The sequence below is a fragment of the Bradyrhizobium sp. R2.2-H genome (assembly GCF_004346455.1).
Lineage (GTDB): Bacteria > Pseudomonadota > Alphaproteobacteria > Rhizobiales > Xanthobacteraceae > Bradyrhizobium > Bradyrhizobium diversitatis.
In genome coordinates this window covers 554,764-580,238 of the sequence record NZ_SMBR01000002.1, presented here as the reverse complement: position 1 = coordinate 580,238, position 25,475 = coordinate 554,764, and the positions used below count along the sequence as shown (strand labels likewise).

22 protein-coding genes are annotated in these 25,475 nt (G+C 63.1%); 9 read left to right on the top strand and 13 right to left on the bottom strand.

What is annotated here, in order from left to right; translation table 11 throughout:
- Positions 1-196: 196 nt before the first annotated feature.
- The gene (locus EDE08_RS06860; protein ID WP_061879523.1) at positions 197-922 is read right to left on the bottom strand and encodes an outer membrane protein; all 726 of its coding nucleotides are present in this window, start codon (positions 920-922) and stop codon (positions 197-199) included.
- 254 nt (positions 923-1,176) lie between these two features.
- Here EDE08_RS06860 and EDE08_RS06855 point away from each other — a divergent pair, with 254 nt between their 5' ends.
- The gene (locus EDE08_RS06855; RefSeq protein WP_131868191.1) at positions 1,177-1,485 is read left to right on the top strand and encodes a DUF3551 domain-containing protein; all 309 of its coding nucleotides are present in this window, start codon (positions 1,177-1,179) and stop codon (positions 1,483-1,485) included.
- Position 1,486: 1 nt separating this feature from the next.
- Positions 1,487-1,753 (top strand): DUF3551 domain-containing protein, encoded by a 267-nt coding sequence (locus EDE08_RS06850; protein WP_131868190.1) that lies wholly within the window; start codon positions 1,487-1,489, stop codon positions 1,751-1,753.
- 54 nt (positions 1,754-1,807) lie between these two features.
- Here the strand turns inward: EDE08_RS06850 and EDE08_RS06845 are convergent, their stop codons facing one another.
- Together EDE08_RS06845 and EDE08_RS06840 are read right to left on the bottom strand one after the other, a co-directional pair.
- Positions 1,808-2,446 (bottom strand): HD domain-containing protein, encoded by a 639-nt coding sequence (locus EDE08_RS06845; protein ID WP_131868189.1) that lies wholly within the window; start codon positions 2,444-2,446, stop codon positions 1,808-1,810.
- 42 nt (positions 2,447-2,488) lie between these two features.
- Positions 2,489-2,950: a carboxymuconolactone decarboxylase family protein gene (locus EDE08_RS06840; protein ID WP_061879527.1), complete on the bottom strand. Its 462-nt coding sequence runs from the start codon at positions 2,948-2,950 to the stop codon at positions 2,489-2,491.
- A gap of 115 nt (positions 2,951-3,065) precedes the next feature.
- Between EDE08_RS06840 and pdxR the strand changes: the two genes are divergently transcribed.
- Complete coding sequence (pdxR, locus tag EDE08_RS06835) at positions 3,066-4,472, top strand: MocR-like pyridoxine biosynthesis transcription factor PdxR (protein ID WP_165935738.1); 1,407 nt, start codon at positions 3,066-3,068, stop codon at positions 4,470-4,472.
- Between the two features lie 77 nt (positions 4,473-4,549).
- Here the strand turns inward: pdxR and EDE08_RS06830 are convergent, their stop codons facing one another.
- On the bottom strand, positions 4,550-7,699 hold the full coding sequence (locus tag EDE08_RS06830; protein WP_131868187.1) for a GAF domain-containing hybrid sensor histidine kinase/response regulator: 3,150 nt from the start codon (positions 7,697-7,699) through the stop codon (positions 4,550-4,552).
- Between the two features lie 267 nt (positions 7,700-7,966).
- Positions 7,967-8,740, bottom strand: coding sequence for a helix-turn-helix transcriptional regulator (locus EDE08_RS06825; RefSeq protein WP_131868186.1), 774 nt, complete (start codon positions 8,738-8,740; stop codon positions 7,967-7,969).
- 108 nt (positions 8,741-8,848) lie between these two features.
- Here EDE08_RS06825 and EDE08_RS06820 point away from each other — a divergent pair, with 108 nt between their 5' ends.
- Positions 8,849-9,928 carry a zinc-binding dehydrogenase gene (locus EDE08_RS06820; protein ID WP_165935739.1) on the top strand — a complete coding sequence of 360 codons (1,080 nt, stop codon included), beginning with the start codon at positions 8,849-8,851 and terminating at the stop codon, positions 9,926-9,928.
- Positions 9,929-10,022: 94 nt separating this feature from the next.
- Here the strand turns inward: EDE08_RS06820 and EDE08_RS06815 are convergent, their stop codons facing one another.
- The 8 genes from EDE08_RS06815 to EDE08_RS06780 all read right to left on the bottom strand — a co-directional run bounded on the left by EDE08_RS06815 (position 10,023) and on the right by EDE08_RS06780 (position 18,979).
- The gene (locus tag EDE08_RS06815; protein WP_131868184.1) at positions 10,023-10,727 is read right to left on the bottom strand and encodes an ABC transporter ATP-binding protein; all 705 of its coding nucleotides are present in this window, start codon (positions 10,725-10,727) and stop codon (positions 10,023-10,025) included.
- Between the two features lie 7 nt (positions 10,728-10,734).
- The gene (locus EDE08_RS06810) at positions 10,735-12,015 is read right to left on the bottom strand and encodes a lipoprotein-releasing ABC transporter permease subunit (RefSeq protein WP_131868183.1); all 1,281 of its coding nucleotides are present in this window, start codon (positions 12,013-12,015) and stop codon (positions 10,735-10,737) included.
- A gap of 90 nt (positions 12,016-12,105) precedes the next feature.
- The gene (gene proS, locus EDE08_RS06805) at positions 12,106-13,425 is read right to left on the bottom strand and encodes a proline--tRNA ligase (protein WP_131868182.1); all 1,320 of its coding nucleotides are present in this window, start codon (positions 13,423-13,425) and stop codon (positions 12,106-12,108) included.
- Positions 13,426-13,813: 388 nt separating this feature from the next.
- Positions 13,814-14,350 (bottom strand): copper chaperone PCu(A)C, encoded by a 537-nt coding sequence (locus EDE08_RS06800; protein ID WP_131868181.1) that lies wholly within the window; start codon positions 14,348-14,350, stop codon positions 13,814-13,816.
- Between the two features lie 27 nt (positions 14,351-14,377).
- Entirely contained in the window at positions 14,378-14,875 is a 498-nt protein-coding gene (locus EDE08_RS06795) for a TlpA family protein disulfide reductase (RefSeq protein ID WP_131868180.1), read from the bottom strand.
- The gene (locus tag EDE08_RS06790) at positions 14,872-16,083 is read right to left on the bottom strand and encodes a sialidase family protein (RefSeq protein WP_131868179.1); all 1,212 of its coding nucleotides are present in this window, start codon (positions 16,081-16,083) and stop codon (positions 14,872-14,874) included. Before EDE08_RS06790 ends, EDE08_RS06795 begins: the two co-directional genes overlap by 4 nt.
- Before the next feature lie 26 nt (positions 16,084-16,109).
- On the bottom strand, positions 16,110-18,509 hold the full coding sequence (locus EDE08_RS06785) for a TonB-dependent receptor family protein (protein ID WP_131868178.1): 2,400 nt from the start codon (positions 18,507-18,509) through the stop codon (positions 16,110-16,112).
- 95 nt (positions 18,510-18,604) lie between these two features.
- The gene (locus EDE08_RS06780) at positions 18,605-18,979 is read right to left on the bottom strand and encodes a DUF2946 domain-containing protein (RefSeq protein WP_207912907.1); all 375 of its coding nucleotides are present in this window, start codon (positions 18,977-18,979) and stop codon (positions 18,605-18,607) included.
- Between the two features lie 933 nt (positions 18,980-19,912).
- Between EDE08_RS06780 and EDE08_RS06770 the strand changes: the two genes are divergently transcribed.
- From EDE08_RS06770 to EDE08_RS06750, 5 genes are all read left to right on the top strand, one after another.
- Entirely contained in the window at positions 19,913-20,935 is a 1,023-nt protein-coding gene (locus tag EDE08_RS06770; protein WP_028177658.1) for a sugar ABC transporter substrate-binding protein, read from the top strand.
- Between the two features lie 15 nt (positions 20,936-20,950).
- Complete coding sequence (locus tag EDE08_RS06765) at positions 20,951-22,453, top strand: sugar ABC transporter ATP-binding protein (protein ID WP_131868176.1); 1,503 nt, start codon at positions 20,951-20,953, stop codon at positions 22,451-22,453.
- Between the two features lie 11 nt (positions 22,454-22,464).
- Positions 22,465-23,490 carry an ABC transporter permease gene (locus tag EDE08_RS06760; RefSeq protein ID WP_131868175.1) on the top strand — a complete coding sequence of 342 codons (1,026 nt, stop codon included), beginning with the start codon at positions 22,465-22,467 and terminating at the stop codon, positions 23,488-23,490.
- Positions 23,491-23,788: 298 nt separating this feature from the next.
- Positions 23,789-24,397: a TetR/AcrR family transcriptional regulator gene (locus tag EDE08_RS06755; RefSeq protein WP_131868174.1), complete on the top strand. Its 609-nt coding sequence runs from the start codon at positions 23,789-23,791 to the stop codon at positions 24,395-24,397.
- Positions 24,398-24,670: 273 nt separating this feature from the next.
- A complete protein-coding gene (locus EDE08_RS06750) occupies positions 24,671-25,345 on the top strand; it encodes a L,D-transpeptidase (RefSeq protein WP_131868332.1) in 675 nt (224 codons plus the stop codon).
- The last annotated feature ends 130 nt before the right edge of the window (positions 25,346-25,475 follow it).

Sequence of the window (25,475 nt, the reverse complement as noted above, 5' to 3'; positions counted from 1 at the left end):
TTCTTCCACGAAAACCCTGAACATGGCCTGCTCCCTTGTTGGAACGTATGAAGAACATTGTTCTTCTTTTGTTCAGGGGAGTCAAGCGGTCCGAGACCGCGCGAAACGGGATGGTTAACTCGCTGAATGTACAAAATAAAAAAAGCCCCGGCCGAAGCCGGGGCTTTCGTCAGCCGCTCGCGTTGAGCGAGCTGTCTTAGTAGCGAGCCAGCATCGGACCGCCGAACTTGTAGTTCAGGCGGACGAGGCCCATGTCGACGTCCTGCTTGATGCGGTCGACTGCACCACTGGCGAAGGTGACATTTTGGTCGCCGAGGAAGATGTGGTTGTACTCGACGCCGACTGTCCAGTTCGGAGCGAAACCGAACTCCAGGCCTGCACCAACCGTGCCGCCCCAGCGGGTCTCGTCCGCGTTGTCGATGTTTGCTCCCGTGGCAACGCTGTAGACGTCGTACTTGTTGCTGACAACAGCCGCACCACCCTTCACGTAGAGCAGGACGTTGTTCCAGGCATAGCCAACCTGACCGGTGATGAGCCCAAATGCGTCCATCTTGGTCCGGTTACGATTGCCGGGGGCGATCAGGCTGATGTTGTCGCCGGAGAAGTCGGCCCAGTTGCCCTGGCCTTCCACACCGAAAACGAACTGGCCGGTCTGAAAGCGGTAGCCGATCTGGCCACCGACCGTGCCGCCGGTCGAGTTGTGCGAACCTTCAGGACCGAAGTTGACGAGGTCCCACGACGTATCCGCCGAACCGCCACCGCCGTTGACGCCGATGTAGAAACCGCTCCAGTCGTAAACGGCAGCGATCGCCGCCGGCGGAGCTTTGGTGTAGGGCCGCGCCGCGAGGTCAGCAGCCATCGCCGGTGCAGCCGCGCTGAGCGCGACGAGGCTGACAGCGGCAAGCAACAAACTCTTCTTCATTTGATTCCCGTTCCAGTTTCTTCAGTAGGCCCCCGGGCCGTGCGCAATGTCTTAGCAGTGGACGACGGAATTGCTGTAACCGCGACGCAACAGTTTAGTCGAAAGGACCTCGCTCGTTAACGAATGTTTATCAGCGGGTGTGCGGAAACCCTATGAAACAAGTGTTTTCACGAGTTCCAATGTCGACTAGAGGACATAAGCTGCATGTGCGCGTAACGGCACCGCGCGCACATTCGCGTGATTGGAGAATCGAAATGCGCGATCGAGTTCCCTTGCCTATTGTCGCCACATTTTCGCTCGCATTCGTCACATTTGCATTCGCATCTGGTGCAAGCACACCGGCGCACGCATTCGGCAAAAATCATCCATTCTGCCTCACCGGTGATGAATGGCCGGGACTGAGCAATTGCAGGTTCGACACCTACGCGCAGTGTCAGGCGAGCGCATCCGGTCGCGCGCTGACCTGCATCGCCAATCCGTATTTCGTCGGACAGAGCGACGATCCATACGCGTATCAAAATCGTCCGCGCGCACAGACGCCGGGCTACTTCCTGCCACGCTGAGATGCGCCGCGCCCACCTCGCGCTCATCGCGATCGCCCAGCTCTCGGCCGGCGGACTTGCGCATGCACAGACCTACGATCCGAGCTATCCGGTCTGCATGCAGATCTACGGCCCCGTCGGCTATTTCGACTGCAGCTACGCATCGCTTGCGCAGTGCCGCTATCTCGCGGTCGGGCGCTCCGCGAGTTGCGTGGTGAATCCGTATTTTCCGTCGCACAAACCGGCGTCCCCTCACCGCCCGAGACGCCCCGCCGTTCGCGCCGGATGATCAAAGCCGTTCGGCTGATGCCGGGCATCCCGTGACGGAGCCCGTTGCATCCCCTCAGCTCTGCCAGGGCGTGCTGCGGATGCGCGTGCACGCGTTCGGCTTGCGGAAGCCCGGATCGTGATCTTCGATGTAATCGAAGTTGACCGTCCCGAACGTCGTCTGCGGTTTCTTCAGCGCTGAGCAGGTCTGCACCTTCAGGAACTCGTTCTTGAAGTCGCCGCGCGGGAACGCGGAGATCACCTGGTCGCGCTGCTCCGGCGTGTACTCGTCATATCCGATGCCGACGACGTCGACCAGGACGCCTGCGTTGGTGAGCGCGATCTCCGGTCTCATATATTGCGGAATGCCGGGGGTGGTGTGTAGCGCGATCGCTTCCCACACCAGGTCGGCTTGCGGCTCGGCAATACCGCGGGCCCGCAGAAAGTCGCGCGCGGCGTCGGCGCCGTCGACCTCAAACCGCATGGTCTCGGTGTGGTAGTGATCGACGAGACCGAGGTCGTGAAACAGCGCCGCGACATACAGCAGTTCGGGATCGAACTTCAGCTTCTGACGCAGCCCCTTGATCGCGCCGAACACGTAGACGCGAACCGAATGGTTGAACAACATCTCGCCTTCGTAGCTGCGCACCAGCTCGGCAGCCTCGCGCGCCAATTGACTGTCGGGAATTTTGACGCCGGAAATCACCCTCGTCATTTTCAGGCTCCTGCTCTCTGTTTCGGCTGATGCCATTCGCCGTCAGGCGGCACTCTCGAGCACGGCCTGCGGCGTTTTCCGGAAGCTGATCGACATGCGATTGTACGCATTCATCAGGCTGATCGCGATCGTGAGATCGACGAGCTCGCGCTCATTGAAGACCTTGCGGGCGGCTCGAAAGGCATCATCCGGAACATTGGTCTCGGCGACGCGGGTAACCGTCTCGGCCCATGCGAGGGCGGCGCGCTCGCGTTCGTCGAAGAGATTGCCGGCCTCCGCCCACGCCTGGACCAGCGCGAGCTTTTCGGTCTTCACGCCGGCCTTGAGCAGGTCGCGCGTATGCATGTCGAGGCAATAGGCGCAGTTGTTGATCTGCGACACGCGGAGATAGACCAGGGTGACCAGCGTCGCGGGAAGCCCGCTTTGCATGACATAGCCGTAGACACCACCCAGCGCCTTCGCGCCTGCCGGAGCAACGTGGTTGTAGTCGAGACGTTCACTCATCTGCTTGCTCCTTGATGATCGGAGGGATGAACACTCCCCGTTACCCCCTTAGGTGTCCCTGCTCTGGTCTACGAAAAAGTACCAAAAATGTGCAAAAATCGTGTACCATGCAGGCATGACCAAGCCGCTGCGCCTGGAGCTGGATCGATCTGCGAAGACGCCGTTGGCCGAGCAGATCCACAGGGGAATCAGGGCCGCCATCGAGAGCGGCGTGCTCGCCCCGGGCGCGCGCTTGCCCTCCTGGCAGGATCTGGCCGCCCAGCTCGGCGTCGCGCGCGGCACCGTGCGGGTCGCCTACGAAAAGCTCTCATCCGCCCAACTGATCGTCGCAAGGCGCGCGACTGGAACGCATGTCGCGGACCGGCCACGGTTTCCGGTGCGGCGGGACAAGGCCCCGGCCCCAGGCTCGTTCATGGAGATGTACCAGGAGCTCACGGCCGGGCCGGCGATCTTCCAGATGGGCGTGCCTGCGCAGGAGACCCTTCCTGCGACGTTGCTGGCGCGGATACGCGCGCAGGCGGTCCGCATCGAGATGAGCGCACCGGCGATCTATCCTGATCCGCGCGGTGAGCCGGCGTTGCGGCGCGAAATCGCGGCCTACCTTGCGCTGGCGCGCGGGATCGAATGCGCGCCCTCCCAGATCATCATCACCGGCGGATTCAGCGGAGGCCTTGGCCTGACGCTTCGCGTCCTCGGCCTCGAGCAGAAGAAGGCCTGGATGGAGGATCCGGGTTTTCCCTTCACCCGGCACGGCCTCAAGCTCGCACGAACATCGATCGTGCCGATCCCCGTTGACGCCGACGGCATCGATGTCGATTTCGGCCTGAAGCATGCTCCTGATGCGGCACTGGTGGTCGTGACGCCAGGGCAGCAGGCGCCGCTCGGAGCGACATTGTCGCTGGCAAGACGCTCACGCCTGCTCGACTGGGCCACGCGAAGCAAGGCGTGGGTGATCGAGGATGACTATCTGAGCGAGCTTCAGCTCAAGGGCCGGGCGACACCGGCGCTCGCCTCGCTCGACCGCGCCGGCCGCGTCATTCACATCGGCTCTTTCAGCAAGACCGTGACTCCTGCGCTGCGTCTGGGCTTTGTCGTTGCACCGGCCGCTCTGGCGGCGCGATTTGCCGAAGTTGCGGCGTGCCTCGCGCCGGCGCCTGGACCCGCGGTGCAGCTCGCGCTGGCCGATTTCATCAGCGACGGCCATTATCTGCGGCATCTTCGGCGCACGAAACGGGTCTACGCAGCACAAGCCGATGGCTTGCTGAAATACCTGCGCCCGCGCACTGCCAACGTTGCGATTGCCGGATTGGCGGCGGTCCTGCGGTTGCCGGAGGGAGCACCCGATCTGGCCATCGCCAGGGAAGCGGCACCGCTTGGCCTCGCGCCTACGCCGCTATCGCTCTGGTCTGCGTCAAAGGACACAGCGCGCCCAGGACTGTTGCTCGGTGTCGCAATGTCTCCTCCTAAGAAGATCGAGGCGTCCTGCGATCGGCTCCTTCGGATCATCGATCGACTGACGTGATCAACGCGCGTCGGCAACGACGGAGGTGCACTCCCTCTCCCGCTCGCGGGAGACGTGAACACCCTGCGGCGACGTGCTCAACACTCGTCGAGCAGATTGCGAATTTTGGCGGCCAGTTCTTCGATCGCGAAGGGCTTCGACAACAGATGCTTGCCGGCGTCGAGCATGCCGTTGTGAACGATCGCATTGCGCGTGTAGCCGGTGGTAAACAACACCTTCAGGCCGGGATGTCGTTTCGACAATTGTGCCGCGAGTTCAGCGCCGGTCATCTCGGGCATGACGACATCCGTAAACAGCAGATCCGGAACGGTGCCGTCTTCGATCGTCCTGATCGCCTCCATGGCGCTCGCAGCTTCGATGACGGTATAGCCGAGCTCGCGCAGGCTTTCGGATGAAATGCTGCGAACGCGCTCGTCGTCTTCCACGACGAGAATCGTCTCGTTCTGATGGCTTGCGCCGGGATGGATGACCCCGCGCGACGAGTCCGGGATTGCCTCCTCGCCGATGAAACGTGGAAGGTAGATCTTCACGGTCGTGCCAACGTCGACTTCCGAGTAAATTTTGACATGGCCGCCCGATTGCCGCACGAAGCCGTAGACCTGACTAAGTCCAAGGCCGGTGCCCTTGCCCACGACCTTGGTCGTGAAAAACGGATCGAAGACCTTTCCCAGCATGTCCTCCGGAATTCCTGTGCCGTTGTCCGTAACAGCAATGAGAACATACTGCCCGGGCGCCAGTGCATATTCGCGGGCATATTTTCGATCTATCGACGCGTTGCTGGTTTCGATCGTCAGCCTGCCGCCTTTCGGCATCGCGTCGCGCGCATTCACTGCGAGATTGATGACCGCGCTTTCCAGCTGGGCGGGGTCGGCCTTGACACGCCAGAGACCCGCAGCGAGGACCGTTTCAAGGTGGACCAGTTCGCCAAGCGATCGCTCGAGCAACTCGCTCATCTCGCCGACCATCCTGTTGATGTCCAGGACCTCCGGCGCAAGAGGCTGCTGACGCGAGAACGCGAGCAGCCTTTGCGTCAAGGTGGCCGCACGGTTTGCGCCGTCGATGGCACCCTCGAGGAAGCGGTCAACGTTGACCTCGCCCTTGCTGAGCCGCCGCTTTGCAAGATTCAGGCTACCCAGTATCACGGCCAGCATGTTGTTGAAGTCGTGGCCGATTCCTCCCGTCAATTGCCCGACGGCTTCCATCTTCTGCGATTGCCGCAATTGCTCCTCGGCCTTCATGCGCTCGCCGATCTCATCGGCGACACGCTGCTCAAGCTCGGCATTGAGCGCCTCGAGCCTGGTCAAGAGCCGGGCGTTGTCGATGGCCGTAGCGGCATGACCGGCAATGCCGAGCAATGCGGCCTCATGCTCTTCGTGGAATTGACCTACCTCCGCATGACCGAAGAAGAGCCCACCGAGTACTTCGCCGCTTCGCGAGATCACGGGGACCGCCAGGTAGGAGCGGACCGGTAGATGCCCCTGGGGCATGCCTTTGCGCGGCGCGTTGTTGCCATAGCGCGGGTCCTGCAGAATGTCCTCCGACCGCACCACGCCGGTCCCCTTGAACGTCGGCTCGAACACGGCCGTATTGCGCGGCATCGGAAAGTTCTCGAAAGCGGATCGCGGCGCGCCGGACAACGCATACAGCATGTAGCTGTCGCCGTCCGCCGCCACGACGTTGTAGAAAAAGGCCCCGAATTGCGCGCCGGTCAGCTCGACGCCGGCATCCGTCACGATCTGAACGATCTTCTCGAGATCACGTTCGCGGGCAACCGATGCCCCTGTATCGTTGAGTATCCTGAGATGACGTTCCGTTTTCTTCTGCGCGGAGATATCCAGCACGGTCCCGATGAAGCGGGTAGCCTGGCCGTTGGAAAAAATTGCGTGGCCAGTTGCGGCGATCCAGCGCTCGACGCCGTCCTCGATCCCGACGGTTCGGTATTCGATGTTGTAGCTCGCCGGAGAATGAGGTTTCAGAGCGGCCGATACAGCCTCATGGGCGCGCTGCCGGTCCTCGGGATGAATGCCCCTGAGGAATGATCCTTCATAGCTGACATCGGCGTCAGGTGGGAGGCCGAACACCTCCTTGCAGCGGCCGTCCCATCGGAGAATGTCGTTGAGCGGATCGTAGTCCCAGGTGCCGATGCCCGCTGCCTTGTTGGCGAGGACCAGCCGTTCGGCAGATTCCCGGGCTGCCTGCTCCGATCGGACGCGCTCGATGTGCGCCCACGATCGCTCCGTCACCTCGGTGAGCAAGGCAAGCTCTCGCGGCGTCCAGAGATGCGGGCCCCGGTGATGTATCGCCATCAAGGCCGTCAGTCGCCCTTCCTTCACCAAGGGCATGCAAATGGTCGAACCTATGCCGATGCGCTGGAAAGCGGCGGCTTCCTCCGGCGCGATCTCCTTCAGATTGTCGTTGATGACAAGGGGCCTGCCGGCGCTCAGCTCTCGCACCGCCTTCTCACCGAAGTCGGCAAGGCTATAGTGCCCCAGGATGTGCATCGCGCCGGGGGCTGCCCAGTCCCCGCGTATGGTGAAGCCGTCTTGATCAGGATCCATGTCGGCATAGGCGCAGTTCGAGACGCGGAGATGCTCACCGACCATCCGCGTCGTCACCGCCATCACGCCGTCGGCATCGCCGACCTTGGCCGTCTCCTTGTTGAGGGCGTCCAGGAAGAGCAGCCGGGCTTCGTTTTCGCGCACGGCCGTTTCCGCACGGCGGCGTTCGACCGCAGTGCGCGTGCGCTCGGCGACGTCGCGGATGAGGTCCAGCTCATCAGGGCTCCATTCGCGCGGCGCGGCATTGTTGAGGTACAACAGCGCCACAACCCCGTCGGGCTCCGAGATCGGCATGTTGACGAGTGCACGTGCAGAGATCGCCTCGAGAGCACGGGCACGGTCGCCGACGCGAGGGTCTTTCTCGGCATCGGCGCAGACGACCGTTTCGCCCCGCTTCAGGTCTTCGATGTAACTGCCATAGTCGCGAAAGCGCAGCACGCCGGCCAGGCTCGAGATCCCGGGAGCGTTCCAGTCGCGGGCGATCGTGATGGTTTCGGCGGAGGTATCGACGGTGCCGTAACCTGCCCGGCTGACATTGAGGCTGCGGCCGAGCAGCTCAGCCGCGGCATAGGCGAGATCGTCGGGGTTGCCGATTTCTCGAATGTAGTCGCCGAGGGTCGCCAAGACGGCATTACGGTCGGCCGAGAGCAGCCCGGTCGCTGTCGTCATCGGTCTTCCCCGGACACTTCCCTGCCTCCACTCAATAGGCTGATGAAACGGTATTCCGCGTTGCGCAGTTCAATTCGATCGGGGCAGCCCGACCTGACGTCGATGTCGATTGACCGACCAAATAACCCCCCGGTGACACTTGGGTTCCCCGGGCCCTTGGGATCGGGCTGAAGGCGATTCATTGCGCTCGGAACGAGATCTGCAGCGGTCGTATTCGAAAGCCTGAATGGCTTCGAAGACAGACGCTCTATTGAATCGGTGTCCGTCCTACACCGGCGTATAGATCACGAGCTTCAGCGCGGGATCGTCGTTGGCCTGGAAGCTGGTGTGCTCGAAGTGCAGCACGCCTTTGGTCGGATGGTTCATGGTCTTGCGGCCCGAGATGGTGCTGCGGATATCGTGTGCCTCCCACCATTTGACGAATTCCGGACTGCCCTGGCGCAGTCGCGTGAGCAACTCCGTGAAGGCGGGATCGCCGGCCCAGACGTCGTGGGTCGCGCGAAACATCGCCACCATGGCCCTGGCGACATCCGCCCAGCCGGCGCCGTAGGATTTTCGCGTCTGCTTGTTGGTCATCATGAGGAGCAGCGTGTTGCGATCCTGCTCCGGCAATCGCCCGAAGGCGAAGACGTCCTCGGCCGCCTCGTTCCAGGCCAGCACGTCCCAGCGGCGCCCGGTGATGTAGGCCGGGTGGTGCAGGCTCTCGATCATCCGCCGGATCGGTGGCGGCACGATTTCGCGCGTGAACGGGCGCTTGTCTCCGTCGCGCGCCAGCGCCCTCAGGTGCGCGTGCTCGGTCTTGCTGAGGCGCAGCGCGCGGGCCAGTGCGTCGATCGTGGTGACGGACGGGCTGACCGTGCGGCCCTGCTCGAGGCGGATGTACCAATCGACGCCGATGCCGGCGAGCTGCGCGACCTCCTCGCGGCGCAGCCCCGCGGTACGCCGGCGCCGGCCCATCGGAAGCCCGACGGTCTTCGGCGACAGCTTTTCGCGGCGGGATCTCAGGAAGTCGCCGAATTCAACCCGGCGTGGATCGGCCATGACGCGTGTCCTGCAATGGAGGGCCCAACGAATACTAGGATAATACCAGGCCTTCCTGTCCGCTCCAAGGCAGCGCATAGGGCTTCACCCGACCTTGAGGTGAACATCATGAAAGCTGCCGTGCTCAAATCCTTTGGATCGCCGCTCGTGATCGAGGACGTTCCGGACCCAACCATCGGCACCGGCGAGGTGATCGTCGACGTCGTCGCCACGCGCGTGCTGTCCTACATGAACGAGGTCCTCGACGGGACGCGCAATTATGCGCTCGACCTGCCGATCGTGCCGGGCCCCGGCGGCATCGGCCGGGTCCGCGCGATCGGTCCGGACGCGACCAGGCTTGCCGTCGGCGACTGGGTGTTCTGCGACCCGACGGTGCGCTCGCGCGATGACTCCGTTGCACCCGATATCGCGCTGCAAGGCCTCACCGCCGCCGGGCCCGGCGGCATGCTGCTGCAAAAGCACTTTCGCCATGGCTCCTTCGCCGAGCAGATGCGCCTGCCGACCGAGAACGTCAAACGCCTCGGTGCAATCACCTCGGAGGAAGCGACGCGCTGGTGCGCGCTGGGCACGCTGCTGGTGCCCTATGGCGGCTTCCTCGCCGCAGATCTTCGGCCTGGCGAGACCGTGCTGGTGAGCGGCGCCACCGGCAATTTCGGCAGCGCTGCGGTATCCGTTGCGCTCGCGATGGGCGCGGCCTGCGTGGTGGCGCCGGGCCGCAACGAAAAGATCCTCGCCGACCTCGTCCGTCGCTTCGGCGACCGCGTGAAGCCGGTCAGGCTCACCGGTAACGAGAACGATGACCGCGAGAGCATGAGGCGCGCCGCGACGGGCCCGATCGACTGCGTGTTCGACATCATGCCGCCTTCGGTGAGCCCGACCGTCGTGCGGGCGGCGGTCATGACGGTGCGCGCTTACGGCCGCGTCGTGCTGATGGGCGGCGTCGGCATGGCGGGCGGCGCGGGCCTCGAGCTGCCCTACCCCTGGATCATGCGCAACTGCATCAGCATCCACGGCGTCTGGATGTACCCGCCGGATGCGGCGAGCCGCCTGATCGCGCTGGTGCGCGCGGGGCTGCTCAGGCTTGAGGAGTACGAGGCGACGGTCTTCGACCTCGACCACGCGAATGAAGCGGTAGAACACGCCGCCGCCAATGGCGGACCGTTCAAAATGACCGTGATCCGCCCTTGAGCCCTGGGGCGGCGGCCGAGCCCCGTCGCCGATTCCTTTCGTCAGTCCCGCCAAGCACTTGGCTACTGTGCATGGGGTTGTTTTCGTAGTTTTGCTAGTCGAGCTCGACCACCTGGCCATTCGAGAGCGAGACTCGCCGGTCCATGCGGCCGGCGAGCTCCATGTTGTGGGTCGCGATCAGCATCGACACCCGCGTCGCCTTCACCAGCTGCATCAGCGCCTGAAACACGTGATCCGCCGTGTGCGGGTCGAGATTGCCGGTCGGCTCGTCCGCGAACAGCACGCGCGGCGCGTTGGCGACCGCACGGGCGATCGCAACACGCTGCTGCTCGCCGCCGGACAGTTCGGCCGGGCGGTGGGTGATGCGGTCGCCGAGGCCGAGATAGCCCAGGATCTCCTTGGCGCGCTTGACGCTCTCGGACTTCTTCAGGCCGCGGATCATCTGCGGCAGCATGACGTTCTCTAGCGCCGAGAACTCCGGCAGCAGCCGGTGCGACTGGTAGACGAAGCCGATGTCGGTGCGGCGAAGCTGCGTACGCTCGATGTCGGGCAGCTGCGAGGTCGGCGCGCCCGAGACATAGACCTCGCCGGAATCGGGCGCTTCGAGCAGCCCCGCGATATGCAGCAGCGTCGACTTGCCCGAGCCCGACGGTGCCACCAGCGCGACCGACTGGCCTGCCCACAGCGCCAGATTGGCGCCATCGAGGATCGTCAGCGGCACCTCGCCCTGCAGGTACTGCCGCCTTATCTCGTGGAGATAAATGACCGGTACATCTTCCGCCCCCTGCTGCTGCTCCATCAGCCCCTCACTCGTACCGCAGCGCTTCGACGGGATCGAGGCGCGCGGCACGCCACGACGGATAGAGCGTCGCCAGGAACGACAGCGTCAGCGCCATGACGACCACCGCCGTGGTCTCGCCGACGTCGATTTCAGCGGGCAGCTTCGACAGGAAGTAGAGTTCCGGCGAGAACAATTCGGTGCTGGTGAGCCAGGACAGGAATTGCCGGATCGATTCGATGTTGAGGCAGATCACGAGGCCAACGCAGAAGCCGACCAGCGTGCCGACCACGCCGATCGAGGCGCCCGTGATCAGGAAGATGCGCATGATCGAGCCCTGCGAGGCGCCCATCGTGCGCAGGATCGCGATGTCGCTGCCCTTGTCCTTCACCAGCATGATCAGGCCGGAGACGATGTTGAGCGCGGCGACAAGCACGATCATCGTCAGGATCAGGAACATCACGTTGCGCTCGACCTGGAGCGCGTTGAAGAAGGTCGAGTTGCGCTGCCGCCAGTCGACCAGGAATACCGGCCGACCCGCCGCCTCCGTCACCGCCTTGCGAAAGGCGTCGATCCTGTCCGGGTTGGTGGTGAACACCTCGATCGAGGTCACGTCGTTGCTGCGGTTGAAATAGGCCTGCGCCTCGGCCAGCGGCATGAACACGAAGCCGAGATCGTATTCGGACATGCCGATCTCGAACACGGCGACGATCTTGTACGGCTTGATCCGGGGCGTCGTGCCCATCGGCGTGACCGCGCCCTTCGGCGCCACCAGCGTGATGCTGTCACCGGCATGCAGCGAAAGCTGGTCGGCGAGGCGCCGGCCGATTGCGACGCCCTGCCCGTCGTCGAAGCCTTCGAGCGAGCCCTGCTTGATGTTCTTGGCGATCGAGGTGAGGTTGTTGAGATCGTCGGAGCGGATGCCCCGCACCAGGACGCCCGAGGCATTCCATGGCGACGACGCCAGCGCCTGACCATCCACGACGGGCGCCGCGAGGCGAATGCCCTCGACCTGGCTGATGCGCTCGGCGACGTCCTTCCAGTCGGTCAGCGGCGATTCCAGCGGCTGGACCAGGATGTGACCGTTGAGGCCGAGGATCTTGTCGAGCAGCTCTTTGCGGAAGCCGTTCATCACGGCCATCACGATGATCAGCGTCGCAACGCCCAGCATGATGCCGAGAAAGGAGAACCCGGCGATGACCGAGATGAATCCCTCCTTCCGCCGCGCACGCAGATAGCGCGCCGACAGCATCCACTCGAATGGCGCAAAAGGCGCAGTTTGCACGGTTTCGGTCATGGTCTCATCCATCGCTCGATAATCCCATGATTCGGGGTCAATTGTGGCCGGATTGGCGGCCGCGATCTCGGGCGATGAACAATATTCAGCCGACCAGCCTTATCAGCCCACAAGTCTTGCGACCGCGTCGGCAGGCGACATCGTCTCGCGCGCGCCGTCGCTGCGTCGTTTGATCTCGACCTTGCCGTCGGCGAGCCCCTTCGGCCCGATCATGATCTGCCAGGGGATGCCGATCAGGTCGGCGGCGGCGAACTTGGCGCCGGCGCGCTGATCGGTGTCGTCGTAGAGCACGTCGACGCCCTTGGCCGTGAGCTCCGCATAAAGCTTCTCGCAGGCCGCGTCGACCGCGGGGTCGCCCTGCTTGAGGTTCAGGATCGACACGCGGAACGGCGCGACGGCCTCCGGCCATTTGATCCCGGCATCGTCATGGCAGGCCTCGATGATGGCACCTAACAGGCGCGAGACGCCGACGCCGTAGGAACCACCATGGATCGGCACGTCGACGCCGTCGGGACCTGCCACCAGCGCCTTCATCGGCTCGGAATATTTGGTGCCGAAATAGAAGATCTGCCCGACCTCGATGCCGCGGGTGTTGACCCGCTTGTCCGCGGGCACTTCCCGCTCGAAGCGCGCGGCGTCGTGAACGTCCTCCGTCGCCGCATAGACCGAGGTCCATTGCTTGATGATCGGCGTCAGGTCGCCGTCATAATCGACATCCTCGCCCGGCACCGGCAGGTCCAGCACGTCGCGATTGATGAAGACGCCGGATTCGCCGGTCTCTGCCAGCACGATGAACTCGTGGCTGAGATCGCCGCCGATCGGGCCGGTCTCGGCGCGCATCGGGATCGCCTTCAGCCCCATCCGCGCGAAGGTGCGCAAATAGGCCACGAACATCTTGTTGTAGGCGACGCGCGCCGCGGCCTCGTTGAGGTCGAACGAATAGGCGTCCTTCATCAGGAACTCTCGGCCGCGCATCACGCCGAAGCGCGGGCGCTGCTCGTCGCGGAATTTCCATTGGATATGATAGAGATTGAGCGGCAGGTTCTTGTAGGACTTGACGTAGGCGCGGAAGATCTCGGTGATCATTTCCTCGTTGGTCGGTCCGTACAAGAGCTCGCGCTTGTGGCGGTCGGCGATACGCAGCATCTCCGGGCCATAAGCATCGTAGCGGCCGCTCTCGCGCCAGAGGTCCGCGAGCTGGAGCGTCGGCATCAAGACCTCGATCGCGCCGGACCGGTCCTGCTCCTCACGCACGATCTGTTCGATCTTCTTCAGCACACGGAAGCCGAGCGGCAGCCAGGCATAGATGCCGGCCGCCTCCTGCCGGATCATGCCCGCGCGCAGCATCAGCCGATGCGAGACGATCTCCGCCTCTTTCGGATTTTCCTTCAGGATGGGCAGAAAGAACCGCGACAACCGCATGGTAATACTCTGGGAATCAGTGATCGTCCGCAGTGAAACCGGATTGAGAGCGAAAATACAAGGCCGGGAATGAGGAAAAGCCGCTAACGCGGCGAAATTCCTTGTCATTTTTCCGTCGACTTCAGGTTCAGCTTGAAGCGCTGCTTGCGAAGGCGACGTTCGAGGGAGGGCCGTCACGAGAGCCGGCAGCGGCAGCCCGAGCCGACCGAGGCACGTGAAGGCCAACTCGCGCCAGCCAGATCAGCGCGTTCAACCCGACATCCGCACGACCGTGGCTTGCGCGTCTCAAGGGAGACGTGCGCCGCCACCGGTGAAGCGGCGAGCGCAGGCATCAGGGTCAGGTAGGTTCGCTCCGATAAATTCAGTCTCCCGGGAACCCGGATCGGCCTCACTTCATCTTCATTCCCGAGTGATCCGGCATCTTCTTCATGTCCATGTGACCCGAGTGCCCCGCATCGCCCGGAGCCTGCGCGCCGACGCCCTGGACGTCGAGAGAGACGGCGACCTTGCCGGCCTTCTCGAATTGCAGCGTCACGGGCACCTTGTCGCCCTGCTTGAACGGCGCCTTCAGCTCCTGGAGCATCAGGTGATAGCCGCCGGGCGCGAGCTTCACCGTCTTGCCGGGATCGATCGCCAGTCCCTTGTCGAGCTGGCGCATCTTCATCACGCCATTGTCCATGGCCATCTCGTGGATCTCGGCCTTGCCGGCGATATCGGCGGACACGCCGATCAGCCTGTCCGCGGCGGTTCCCTTGTTCTCGATGATCAGATAGCCGCCGGCGACCTTGGCGCCGCCCGGCGTCGCACGGCTCCACGCCTGCGAGATGACGAGATCGCCGGCCTTGACGTCGTCGGCGATCGCCGGCGCTGCACAGAGTGCAAGAGCGAACGCAGCGAGCAGCACATCCTTCAGCCTTGTCTTCATATCGGTATTTCCTTTGCAGATTGATTTTCAGTGTTTGGAGAGCTGCTGCGCCGACCATTTCTCCAGGTCGGACATTTCGGCGGAGCCTTCGATCGTCGTGATGCTCCCGTCCCGAGAGATGAGCATCGTCCTGGGGATGTCGCCCTGCCAGGCAGGATCGATCTCGAACCGCAAGCGCTCGACAAAGCCGTCGTTGAAGATGAAGTTCTCGGTCGACGACAGCCCCGCCTTGTCGAGCATCGATTGCGTCGCGGCCGGCAGGTTCGGCACGAGGTCCGCGCTGACCGTGACGACATCGATTTCGGGATGGTCCTTCGCAAACTTCCCGAGCAACGGCAACTCGACTTTGCAGGGCCCGCAGGTCACGCCCCAGAAATGCACGAGCGTCGGACGGTCGGCATGCCCCTTGAGCAAGCTTTGCCAGGTGCCTCGTTCGAATGGCTTGAGCACCGGAGGTGCCCCGAGCGCAGACGCTGAAGCGATCAGGATACCCAGACCTACAATAGCTGCAAATCGACGTCTCATCGTTGGTCCTCGATCGCTGTGAGCCGGTAGCCATCCGCTTTCGTCATCCATGACAGGTAGACCTGTCCGCCATTCGAGACGAGCAAGGGATGGTCGGATGTGTCGGTCGTGCTCGATATCGCCGTCGGTGGCGACCAGGTCTCGCCATCGTCATGCGAGATCGTCATCTGGACCGCGGTCTTCTCGCCATCGAATTCCTTCCACACCATCACCGTCCCCGCCGGGCTCGCGAGCACGAAGGGGCGCGTCGGACTACGATCCGGCCGCCCCAACGCCATCGGCGCAGAGAACGTGCGACCCTCGTCGCGCGAGTGGGCGTAGAATAATCCCTTCCGCGCTTTCCCGTTCGTGTACCAGGCGACGTGATAGGTTCCATTCGGACCGATGGTGAGGCTCGGCCCGTGGTGCGGGCAGGCATTGATCTGCCAGTCGTCGTTGCTGACCCGATGGATTTCCCCTGGCGTCGAGACGTCGGTGAACGTCATGATCGCGTGATCGCGCACGCCCCCCTCGAAGATGTTCCTGAAGATCACGGCCGGCCGTCCCGGGGCCGCGAACGCTATTCCCAACCGGCAGCACTCGCAGGTGCCGTCCCGGGCGAGATGGGCCTCGGTGTAGGTGGCGCCGCCATCGCGAGACGAGGCAAAGAACAGCGCTGCTCCCTCGTACTTCCGCCCCGCCTCTCTTGCGGGAACACGATTGCGCTTGTCGAGCCAGGCTGCGAAGACCGTTCCGTCCTGATCGAGCGCCAGCGCTTCGAAACGCTGGCTCTCATTGCTTGCGGTGATGGGTTTCAGCTCCGCGAAGCTCTTTCCGCCATCGGCCGAACGCGTGTAGAGCACCTGGCCGTTGAAGGCTTCGTCCCTGAAGATCGAGAACGCAACGGCAATGCCGCCCTTGCGATCGACCTCGATCTTCGGCCGCGCATCCGGTCCCCAATCGAGGTTCAGCCGCTTCGTCGTGACCTGGACGGGGATCGAGAAATTGCGGCCCGCATCCTGCGAACTCGCGACCGAGACCTGCCCTCCCGCCATCCAGACCAGCCACAGCGTTCCGTCCGGAGCGAATGCGGGCGTCGCCTTGGTTGCACAGCGCAGCGTCGGCTCCTCGCACGCCGCTTCGGACGCATGCGGAGCACGCATCTGCCCAAGCGCCGCACCTTGCAGCAATGCGAGAGCGACGATCCCGAGCAGGCCAGTTCGGATCATGGCCCTGTTCCCTTCGAGAACCCCGATCATTTGAACGCCACCTTCATACCCGCAACGAAGGCGCGCGGCGAGCCGGCATAGATCGATCCTGTGGTGTTTGCGAGCACACTCGCAGGATTTTGAAGGCCAGCCGCCGTCACCGTGTTGGCGATGTTGTTTGCCGAAGCGATGTAGGTCCGGTCGAATACGTTCCTGACCTCGAGAAACAGGTTCAGCGATCTGAAGGTGTCCGACACCAGATCGGTCTTGTAGTGAACGTTCAAATTGACCAGCTCATAGCCGGGTGCCTTCAGCAAATTCGCATTGTCCATGTAGAAGGAGTCCTTCCACTGCAGTTCGACAAAGCCTCCGAGGCCCGCAAGCGGCCCGGCGAACTCGTCATATCCAATGCGCGCCGTCAGCTCGTTGGGCGAGATGCCGGGAATCTTGTTGCCTGCCCGGTTGAAGCTGAACACCGCGCCATTGGTGATGTTTTCGACATACTCGGTGTAGACCTCGTCGAGATAGGTGTACGCCGCCGTGAACCGCCAGCCCGGATAGAACTTCCAGTCAGCGGCCAGCTCGATGCCGCGGTGCTCCGACCGTGGCGCGTTGAACGAATAGGATATGCCAGCAATCGGAGTCGCCTGACTGACGATCTCGTTGCGGAAGAACTCGTAGAAGCCGGTCGCGCTGAGCTTGAGCGTGTTGTTCGGCGTCCAATCGAAACCGAGGTCGTAACCTAGATTCTTCTGGGTTTGGAGCTGCGTATTGTTGCCGGACAAACCCGTCGGAAGGACGAAGAGGTTCGAAACCTGCGGAGTGCCGTATCCCGTGGCAACTCGTCCGCGGAAGAGCCATTCGTTGTTGAGATTGTACAGCAGCGCCAACTCCGGCGCAGCATTTTGAAACTGCCGGTCCGCGGTCGTCAGGGTCGTTGTGGTGATGCCGGTGGGACCTGCGTACGCATACGCGGTGTTTGTCCCCTTCAGTAGGGTGGTCTCCCAACCAATGCCGGCGACCGCCGTCAGCGAGGTCGTCAGCCTGAGCTCTTCCCTGGCACGCACACCATAATTGGTCGTTTCGCTGAAGAGATTGCTCGAGAGCCTGCCGAGCGTGGCATTGCCCCCCGGCATCACATATCGCGTATCACTCGACGCCGTCAGGGTATTGTAGAAGGCGCCGAAGAACGTGGTTGACTCCATCCCGAGGATCTCGCCGCGCTTGGTGAGATCGCTCATGTAGTTGTACGACGGAAAATCTCCGATCGAGCTGGTCTGTCCAGTTGGCTGGCTGATGTTCCTGTCGTCGAACACGAACTGGTTGCGCCACGTCATCGTGTTGTCGAAATCGTGCTCCCACCGGCCGCCGACGATGGTCCGCCGGTCGTTGCGGCCGAGGCCGGCCTGCAGAGCCGTCTCCGTGCCGGTCCCGCCAGTTGCGTTGAAGCCGTTGTTGAACAGCCTGACCGTCCCGCATCCCGGCGCGGCGGTGGCACCAGTAGCACATCCCTGCTGGAACGGGTTGAGGTCGTACTGGTTCAGCGACTGCCGGATCGGCAATCGCGTGCTGAGGTCATTGTTGATGATCTTGACCGTGAAGCGGTCATCCGGCGTCGCCTTGAGCGTGCCGAGGAAGTTGACGGTCTGCGTGTTGAACCAGCTGTTGCCGATGTAGCCATCGCCCCGCACGTCGCTCGCGAACAGCGAGCCCTCGAAATTCCCGACCTTCTTGCCGGCGGCGAGGTAGTTGTTGAGATAACCGTAGCTGCCGCCGTCCACGCCATATTCGACGCCGTCAATCGTGCCGCCGGGCCTCGTCCGGAAATTCAGCGCGCCGCCGGTCGCGTAGTTGCCGTAGAGCGCCGACGACGGGCCGCGGATCACGTCGATCGCGCCATAGGCGTGCGGATCGATCAGGTCGCTCCGCGACAGGCCGTCCGGCTGCGTCACCGGAAAGCCATCGTCGAAGATCACGAGATTGCGGATGGCGAAACCGTTGCGGGCGTTGGATCCGCGAATCGAGATTCCGAAATCACGGGGACCATTGCCCTGCTTGATCGAAATGCCCGGACTGTCCCGCAAGACGTCGCTGACCGAAAACGCCGGGCGATTGTCGAACTGGCTGCGATCGATGGTCGTCGCGGTCTGGCCGGCCGGCGATTGATTGAGATCAGCCCGCGCCGCGCCGGCAGACGCGGCCAAGTTTTGGGCCGGCGCGCTGGCGGTCGCGTTCTGCGCAACGGGTCTGGCTGCGCGTCCCGCCGAAGCTGAGCGCAGTCGCGATGGCCGGGCGGTAGGTTTGGGACGCGAAGGCTGCGGCGCCTCAACCGTCACCGCGGGAAGCGATTCCGAGGCGCCTTGGGCCAGCGCGTCTGAGCCGATCGAGGACACCAGCCCGCAAAGCACGGGCAGGCTCGCGCGGCTGATCGCACGAATGCGTAACATCTCTTGAATTCCTGACATCCGGCACGTCGGCCGGTCCATTACACACGCCATTGGCACGGCAACAGCGCACGCCAATGGTTCGGTTTGTCGCTACGTCAGGAAAATCGAGGGGGTGCGCGAGCCTGGGCGCTCGAGCCCTTGTAAACAGGGATGGCGGGCACATCCGCCGCAAGCCACACCACGCGTTCGGCGCGACGGAAGGGAGTGGCGAGGGCAACCTGCGGAGGCGAATCGAGCGTCGCGTTGGCCTGGGCCAGGCAGCACAGGGCGCATGCGCCGGCATGCGCGGTCGGCGTGCGGGTCGGATCGTTCGGACCGCCCTGCTCGCTCGCGCTGTGGCAGATGACGGCGGCGGAAAGCGGATCGGCCATAGCCTGGCCGGCCGCCCAGCACGCGGCAATCGGCGCCAGCACCTGCATCACCAGGGCGAGCAGGACGATGGGTAGGAATTTCTGTAGCCGTGCGCGCATCCGCCGAACCATTCGTTCGTCAGCCAACTAAACACTGCAGTCAGGGCCGAGTCGAGATCAGTTCCGCCGCCGTCTTGGCCCAGCGCAAATTTCTCGAAGACTGTGGTCGGCGCGCTCCAGCACCGGCGCCGGTCCGCGATTTAAGGCAGGGCAACCATCCCGCCTGTCCACAAATTTCTTATACTTGTCATATATTTAGATGACTTCGAGCTCGATCGTTTCGTTAATTGCTCGAATTTTGAACATTCGTTGCCGAAAATGATGACAAGTGAGAAAAGTTGATCTAGCATCCCCCTTGCTCAGGCTGGCCGCGAGGCGAAGTCTGGTGGTCCAAGTCTCGGGAGGAGCCCCTGGCGCGCAAAACGCAGCGTCGCCCCGTCAATCAAGAGCAAATCTTAGAATCGGGGATAATAGGGTCGACACAATTTTCGAGCGGGGCCAGGGCCCCGCTCTTTTTTTACCCGCGCGGCTGAACTGCCGATGAACATCGCCTCTCATCCAATCCTGGACACCGCGCGGCCGCATCACGCTCCGCCCGTTTACCAACGTCTGTTCGAGCTGCATGCGGAAGCGCAGGCGATGTTCCGCTCGAAGGCAGCGAGTTGGCGAGGGATCGACGCTCGCATTGACGATCCTCGACTTCGCCGGTGAGCGCCGCACGATACTTACGGCACGCCGCGTCGTCAGAAATGCGCTCCGCGATCCGCTCGACGTAAATGGACGCCGGAGATCGCGCAGGCCTGGGATAGATTGCTCGCGGATATCGACGCATGCGCCGCCGCTCCGGCCCGACGCTTTGCGCTGCACCAACGGTGGCTTGCTGCGATCTCGCGGTTGATTGCAGATTGAGTGCCAACAACTCTTGTGAGAGACTTTCGGAGATCGGTCGCGCAAGCAATGACGCGCCGACGACAAAATACATGGGAGCGAGCGATGTCCGGGACGAAAGATTTCTCGACGACGAGGCGCGATCTTCTCCAGGCGGCAGCGACCGCCGGCGCCGCAACTGCCATCCTCGGCAGCATGGGCATAAACCCCGCACTGGCAGCCGCGGTCGGACGCAGCGAGAAGCCGCTGAAGGCGGCGTTCTCTAACGCGGGCCTGCAGGCGACCTGGTGCGCGCAAGGCAAGCAGGCCGCGGAATTCTGGGGCAAGCTGTTCAACGTAGAGGTGACCTGGTTCGACGGCCAGCTCGACGCCGTGAAGCAACGCGCGGCGATCGACAATATGGCCTCGCAGAAATGGGATTTCGTCGCGATCCAGGCCTTCGGCATCGGCACCCTCACCCAGCCGGTGCAGAAGATGATCGACGCCGGCACGCCGGTGATCGACATGGACACGCTGATCGCGCCGCTCGACCAGATCAACGTGCACTCCTTCCTCGCGCCCGACAACGAGTTCATGGGCGCCTCGGTGACGCAGGCGCTGTGCAACGCCATGGGCGGCAAGGGCAAGATCATCATGACGCAGGGCGCGCTCGGGCATACCGGCGCACAAGGACGGGCCAAGGGCTTCAACTCGGTGGTCAAGCAGTTCCCCGGCATCGAGGTGCTCGACACCCAGCCGGCCGACTGGGACGTCTCCAAGACCGCCCGCCTCTGGGAAACCTACCTGACGAAATATCCGCAGATCGACGCGGCCTTCTTCCACAATGACGACATGGCGCTCGCCGCCGCCAACATCATGAAGGCGCGGGGCCGCACCAACATCCTGATCGGCGGCGTCGACGCCATGCCGCCGGCGATCCAGGCGGTGAGCGAGGGCCGCATGTTCGCCACGGTGCGCAATCCCTCCTGCCGCATCCATGGCGGCGCCATCATTGCAGGCGTGTCGGCCGTGGTCGGCGGCGAGAAGAGCGGACAGGGTATCCCGAAGAACGTCGTCACCGACGGCCCGGTCGTGACCAAGGCCAACGCCGCCGGCATGCAGTGGATGCAGGATCACTTCCTGATCTGAGCCTCCAGATTTTTCATGAGCGTGGGACAAAAGCCCATCCTGGAACTGCAGGGCATCACGAAGAGCTTCGGCGGGGTCGAAGCGCTTCGTGGTGTCGACTTCGCGCTTTATCCCGGCGAGATCCATGGTCTCGTCGGCGAGAACGGCGCCGGGAAAAGCACGCTGATGAAGATCATCGCCGGCGTGCACACCGAATTCTCCGGCCGCTTCCTAGTCGACGGGAAGGAGATGCATTTCCGCTCGGCCCGCGATGCGCACGCCGCCGGCATCGCCATGGTGCATCAGGAGCTCAGCGTTGCGCCCGACCTGACGGTCGCGGAGAACGTCTTCCTGGGCAACCAGCCGACCAACGCACTTGGCCTCGTGCAATGGCGGCGGATGGCGCGGGAAGCGGGCGAGCAGCTCGCCCGTTTCGGCATCGACGTCGACCCGATGGCGCGGCTCGGCGATCTCCCGATCGGGCTGCAGCAGTTGATCGAGATCGCACGCGTGCTGTTCTCCGGCGCGCGCATCGTCATCCTGGACGAGCCGACCTCCGCCCTCTCCCCGCCCGAGGTCGAGCGGCTGTTCGCCACGCTCAAGCGGCTGCGCGAGGGCGGCACTGCCATCGTCTTCATCTCGCATTTCATCGAGGATATCTTGCGCGTCTCCGACACGGTGACCGTGTTCCGCAACGGGCGGAAGGTTGCGGAGACGGCGAGCGCCGCGACCAGCAAGGGCGCGCTGATCGAGGCCATGATCGGCCGCGGCGGCGAGGCGCTCGAGCATAGCTACACCGACGATCTGATGCTGCCGCAGCCGAGCGACGGCAAGGTCGTTCTCAAGGTCGATCAGCTGTCGCTGTCCCGCAGCCTTCAGGACATCTCGTTCGAAGCGCGCGCCGGCGAGGTGCTCGGCATCTACGGCTTCATGGGCTGCGGCCAGCAGGAGCTGTCGCGTATCCTGTTCGGCAAGCTGAAGCCGGACGGCGGCACGCTTGCCGTCGAGGGCACGCCCAAGTCCTTCGCCAGCACGGCAGCAGCGCGGCGCGCCGGCGTGGCGCTGGTGCCGGAGAGCCGGCGCGACATGCTGTTTCACCAGGAGCCGGTCTACAAGAACATCTCGATCAGCATTCTCGATCGCATCTCGACGCTGCTGCTCAAGCCGGCGCGGGAGCGCGACATCGCCAAGCGCCAGGTCGAGCAATTGCAGATCCGGCCGCCGGTGGTCGGCCTCGATCTCGGCATGCTCTCGGGCGGCAACCAGCAGAAGGTCGCCCTCGCAAAATGGCTGACCTATCCGCCCAAGCTCCTGGTGCTGTGCGAGCCGACCCGCGGCATGGATGTCGGCGCCAAGAACGACGTCATCAACATCGTCCGCGACCTCCGCGCCAGGGGGCTCGCCATCATCGTGCTGTCGACCGAGCCGGAAACGGTGCTGTCGCTGGCCGATCGCATCCTCGTGCTCAAGCGCGGCACAGTGGTGCGGGAATTCAAGAACGAGCCGGTCAGCAAGGACCGCCTGCTGGAAGCGGCGTGACGGAGAAGCACATGAGCAGCGAGACGGCTTTGGCGGCGGGACGGAGGGCGCGGGGCCTTGCACCCTTCCTGCGCTCGCAGATGCGCAACATCGCCCCCTTCCTGACGCTGATCTTCCTGACCGCCTTCTTCGCCTTCGCCAGCCCCTCCTTCGCGACGCTCGACAATCTCGGCAACATCCTCACGCAGGTGTCGATCACCGGCATCATCGCCGTGGGCCTCACTTTCGTGATCCTCTGCGCCGAGATCGACCTGTCGATCGCCGCCATCGCCAACGTCACCGGCATCGCGGTCGCCTACTTCACGCTGCAGGAGTCCTACGTCAACATCGCCAACGTCCCGCTGCCCGGCGCGGTCGCGATCATCCTGTCGATCCTGCTCTGCGCCCTGCTCGGCCTCGTCAACGCGCTGGGGCTGACCGTGATCGGCATCCCCTCCTTCATCATGACCCTGGCGATGATGCAGATCGCCGCCGGCATCTCGGCGCTGCTGGTGCGCGGCCAGATCGCCTACAAGGTGCCGAGCCTGATCACGACGCTCGGCTCGGGCTCGATCGGTGGCATCCCCTGGATCGTCATCGTCGCAGCCATCATGCTGCTCGGCGGCCATCTGGTGCTGACCTACACGCGCTTCGGCCGCTACGTCTACATGGTCGGGGGCAACCGCGAGGCGGCGGAATATTCCGGCCTCAACGTCAAGCTCATCCTTGGCGCCGTCATGGTGATCTCCGCGGTGTGCTCCGGCATCGGCGGCATGCTCGGCGTCGCCCATTTCGGCAGCGCGCAGCAGAACGAGTTCGACACCTATCTGCTCGACTCCATCGCCGCCGTCGTCGTCGGCGGCACCAGCCTGTTCGGCGGCCGCGGCGGCATCGGCAACACCATCGTCGGCCTGTTCGTGCTAGGCGTCCTCAACAACGGCCTCGACCACGTCAACATCGACAGCTTCCTGAAGATCCTGATCCGCGGCCTGATCCTGCTGGCCGCGCTGGTCATCAACGTCTACGCGCAGCGCTTGAGGGAAAAAGCGGCGGAGTAGACGGCCGCCAAAGCAAAAATACGAAAACAACCCCATGCACAGTAGCCGGGGCCAGCGGAATCAATGGCTTATCGGTGACCTCGCAAAATTACGGATTTTGCGAAGTCAATTTTGACTCGTCGGGCAAAACAGGGGTATGTTGACATGATGGCGGCGGCGTCGATCGGTCGCCGCTTCCCCCTCATTGCTGACCAACGTATTGCGAGTGTTCGACCGCCTCGTCCAACATGTCCCTTCACTCCGATTTCCAGCATCGCGCCTTATTGCATTTAGGAACCACTTGGTCTATATTGCCTGAATGATGGCTACCAATTCTCAACTCCCCGTCGGTCGCCCCCGTGAGTTCGATCTCGACGATGCGGTAAGGCGCGCGATGCAGGTCTTCTGGGATCGCGGCTATCACGATGCATCGTTGTCCGACCTCCTTGCCGGAATGGAGCTTTCGAAGGGCAGCTTCTACAAGGCTTTCGGCGACAAGAAATCTGTCTTCCTGCACGCCCTCAAGCTCTATACCGACGAGGGTGTGCGGAACGTCCAGGAGGTTCTTCGATCGGATCCTTCGCCAAAGGAGGCAATCCGCAACGCTCTCGTACGGTATGCGGATTTGTCTTCTGGAAGCAAAGGTATTCGCGGGTGTTTCGCTGTCTTGACCGCCGCTGAGATGTTGCCGGGAGATCCGGAGATCGCAGACCTGATCAAGCGTCTTTTCGCCAGGCTTCAAGATCTGTTCGCCGCCACCGTCGCGAAAGGGCAAGCTGCCGGCGAAATCAGGGATGGTCGCGACCCCCGTGTTATCGCGCACTTCATCGTCGCCCATGCGCAGGGCATGAGGGTTCTTGGAAAAGTTGGATCACGTCGCGACGACATGCTGAAAAATATCGATCTCCTGATGGAGACCGTTTTTTAAAGCCAAATAGGGAACCGATCGGTTCCTATCGCAGTTATACCGAAGGCCCGCTTTGCGACCTAGGAGGTTCAATGCTCGAAGATCTCGAGAGCCGCCGGCCCGACCGCGGCACTGGCTCGAGCCGATTGGGATTTTGCCGGGCGTGTATTTGTCACAACCGGATTCCGTATCGTCAACTTGGCTTTGCCTTCCTTTCGAGAGGATTTCGAAGCTTCGGCGTTGCTCATGCAGCTCGTCATATCCGGTCAGACGGGCATAGGTTCAGGAATTGATATGACGAACTCACACGCAAGGCACTTTGCACGCATCGCAGTGATCGGCGCAATAACAGTCCTGCTGTCGGGTTGCGCCAGCAACAGGGGTCTGGTTCAGGCAGATTTCAGCCGCACGCCTGCCGAGTACACGCAGCTAACCGACGGACTTCACACAATACCAGCAGTCGACATATCCGCCATTGATCCAGAAATGTTGCGCCAGCGCGTGGACTACCCGACGGGTGAGCCGGTCGGAACGATCGTCGTAGATACGGCAGCTCGTCATCTCTACTTGGTGGAGGGAGACGGGAAGGCGATGCGTTACGGCATTGGCGTTGGCAAAGAGGGTCTTGCCTTTGCGGGCACGGCCATCATCAAGCGAAAGGCAGAATGGCCGCATGGGAGCCCAACCAAGAACATGATGGATCGGGAACCTGCGCGGTATCGACATCTCGCCAGCGGGATGGTGGGCGGCCTTGGCAATCCGCTCGGTCCCCGCGCTCTATACCTCTATCAGGGCGATCGGGACACATTGTTCCGGATTCATGGAACGACTGAGCCTGAGACAATCGGCGGCGCCGTTTCAAGCGGATGCATTCGACTGATCAACCAAGACATCATCGATCTCTATAGCCGCGTCAAGATTGGAAGTCGTGTCGTCGTGATTCAGCGCAGCCGGGGGTTGGATTCTTGAGCGCGACTTCGACAGCAAAGACTTGGCCTGACCATCAGGCATCAGGTCGGGGTGGCTCGTCGCCAACCGTTGCCCCGATCTTGTCGAGGACGGCTGTGCCGATCCAGCCGACGGGACCGCTCCAACGAGG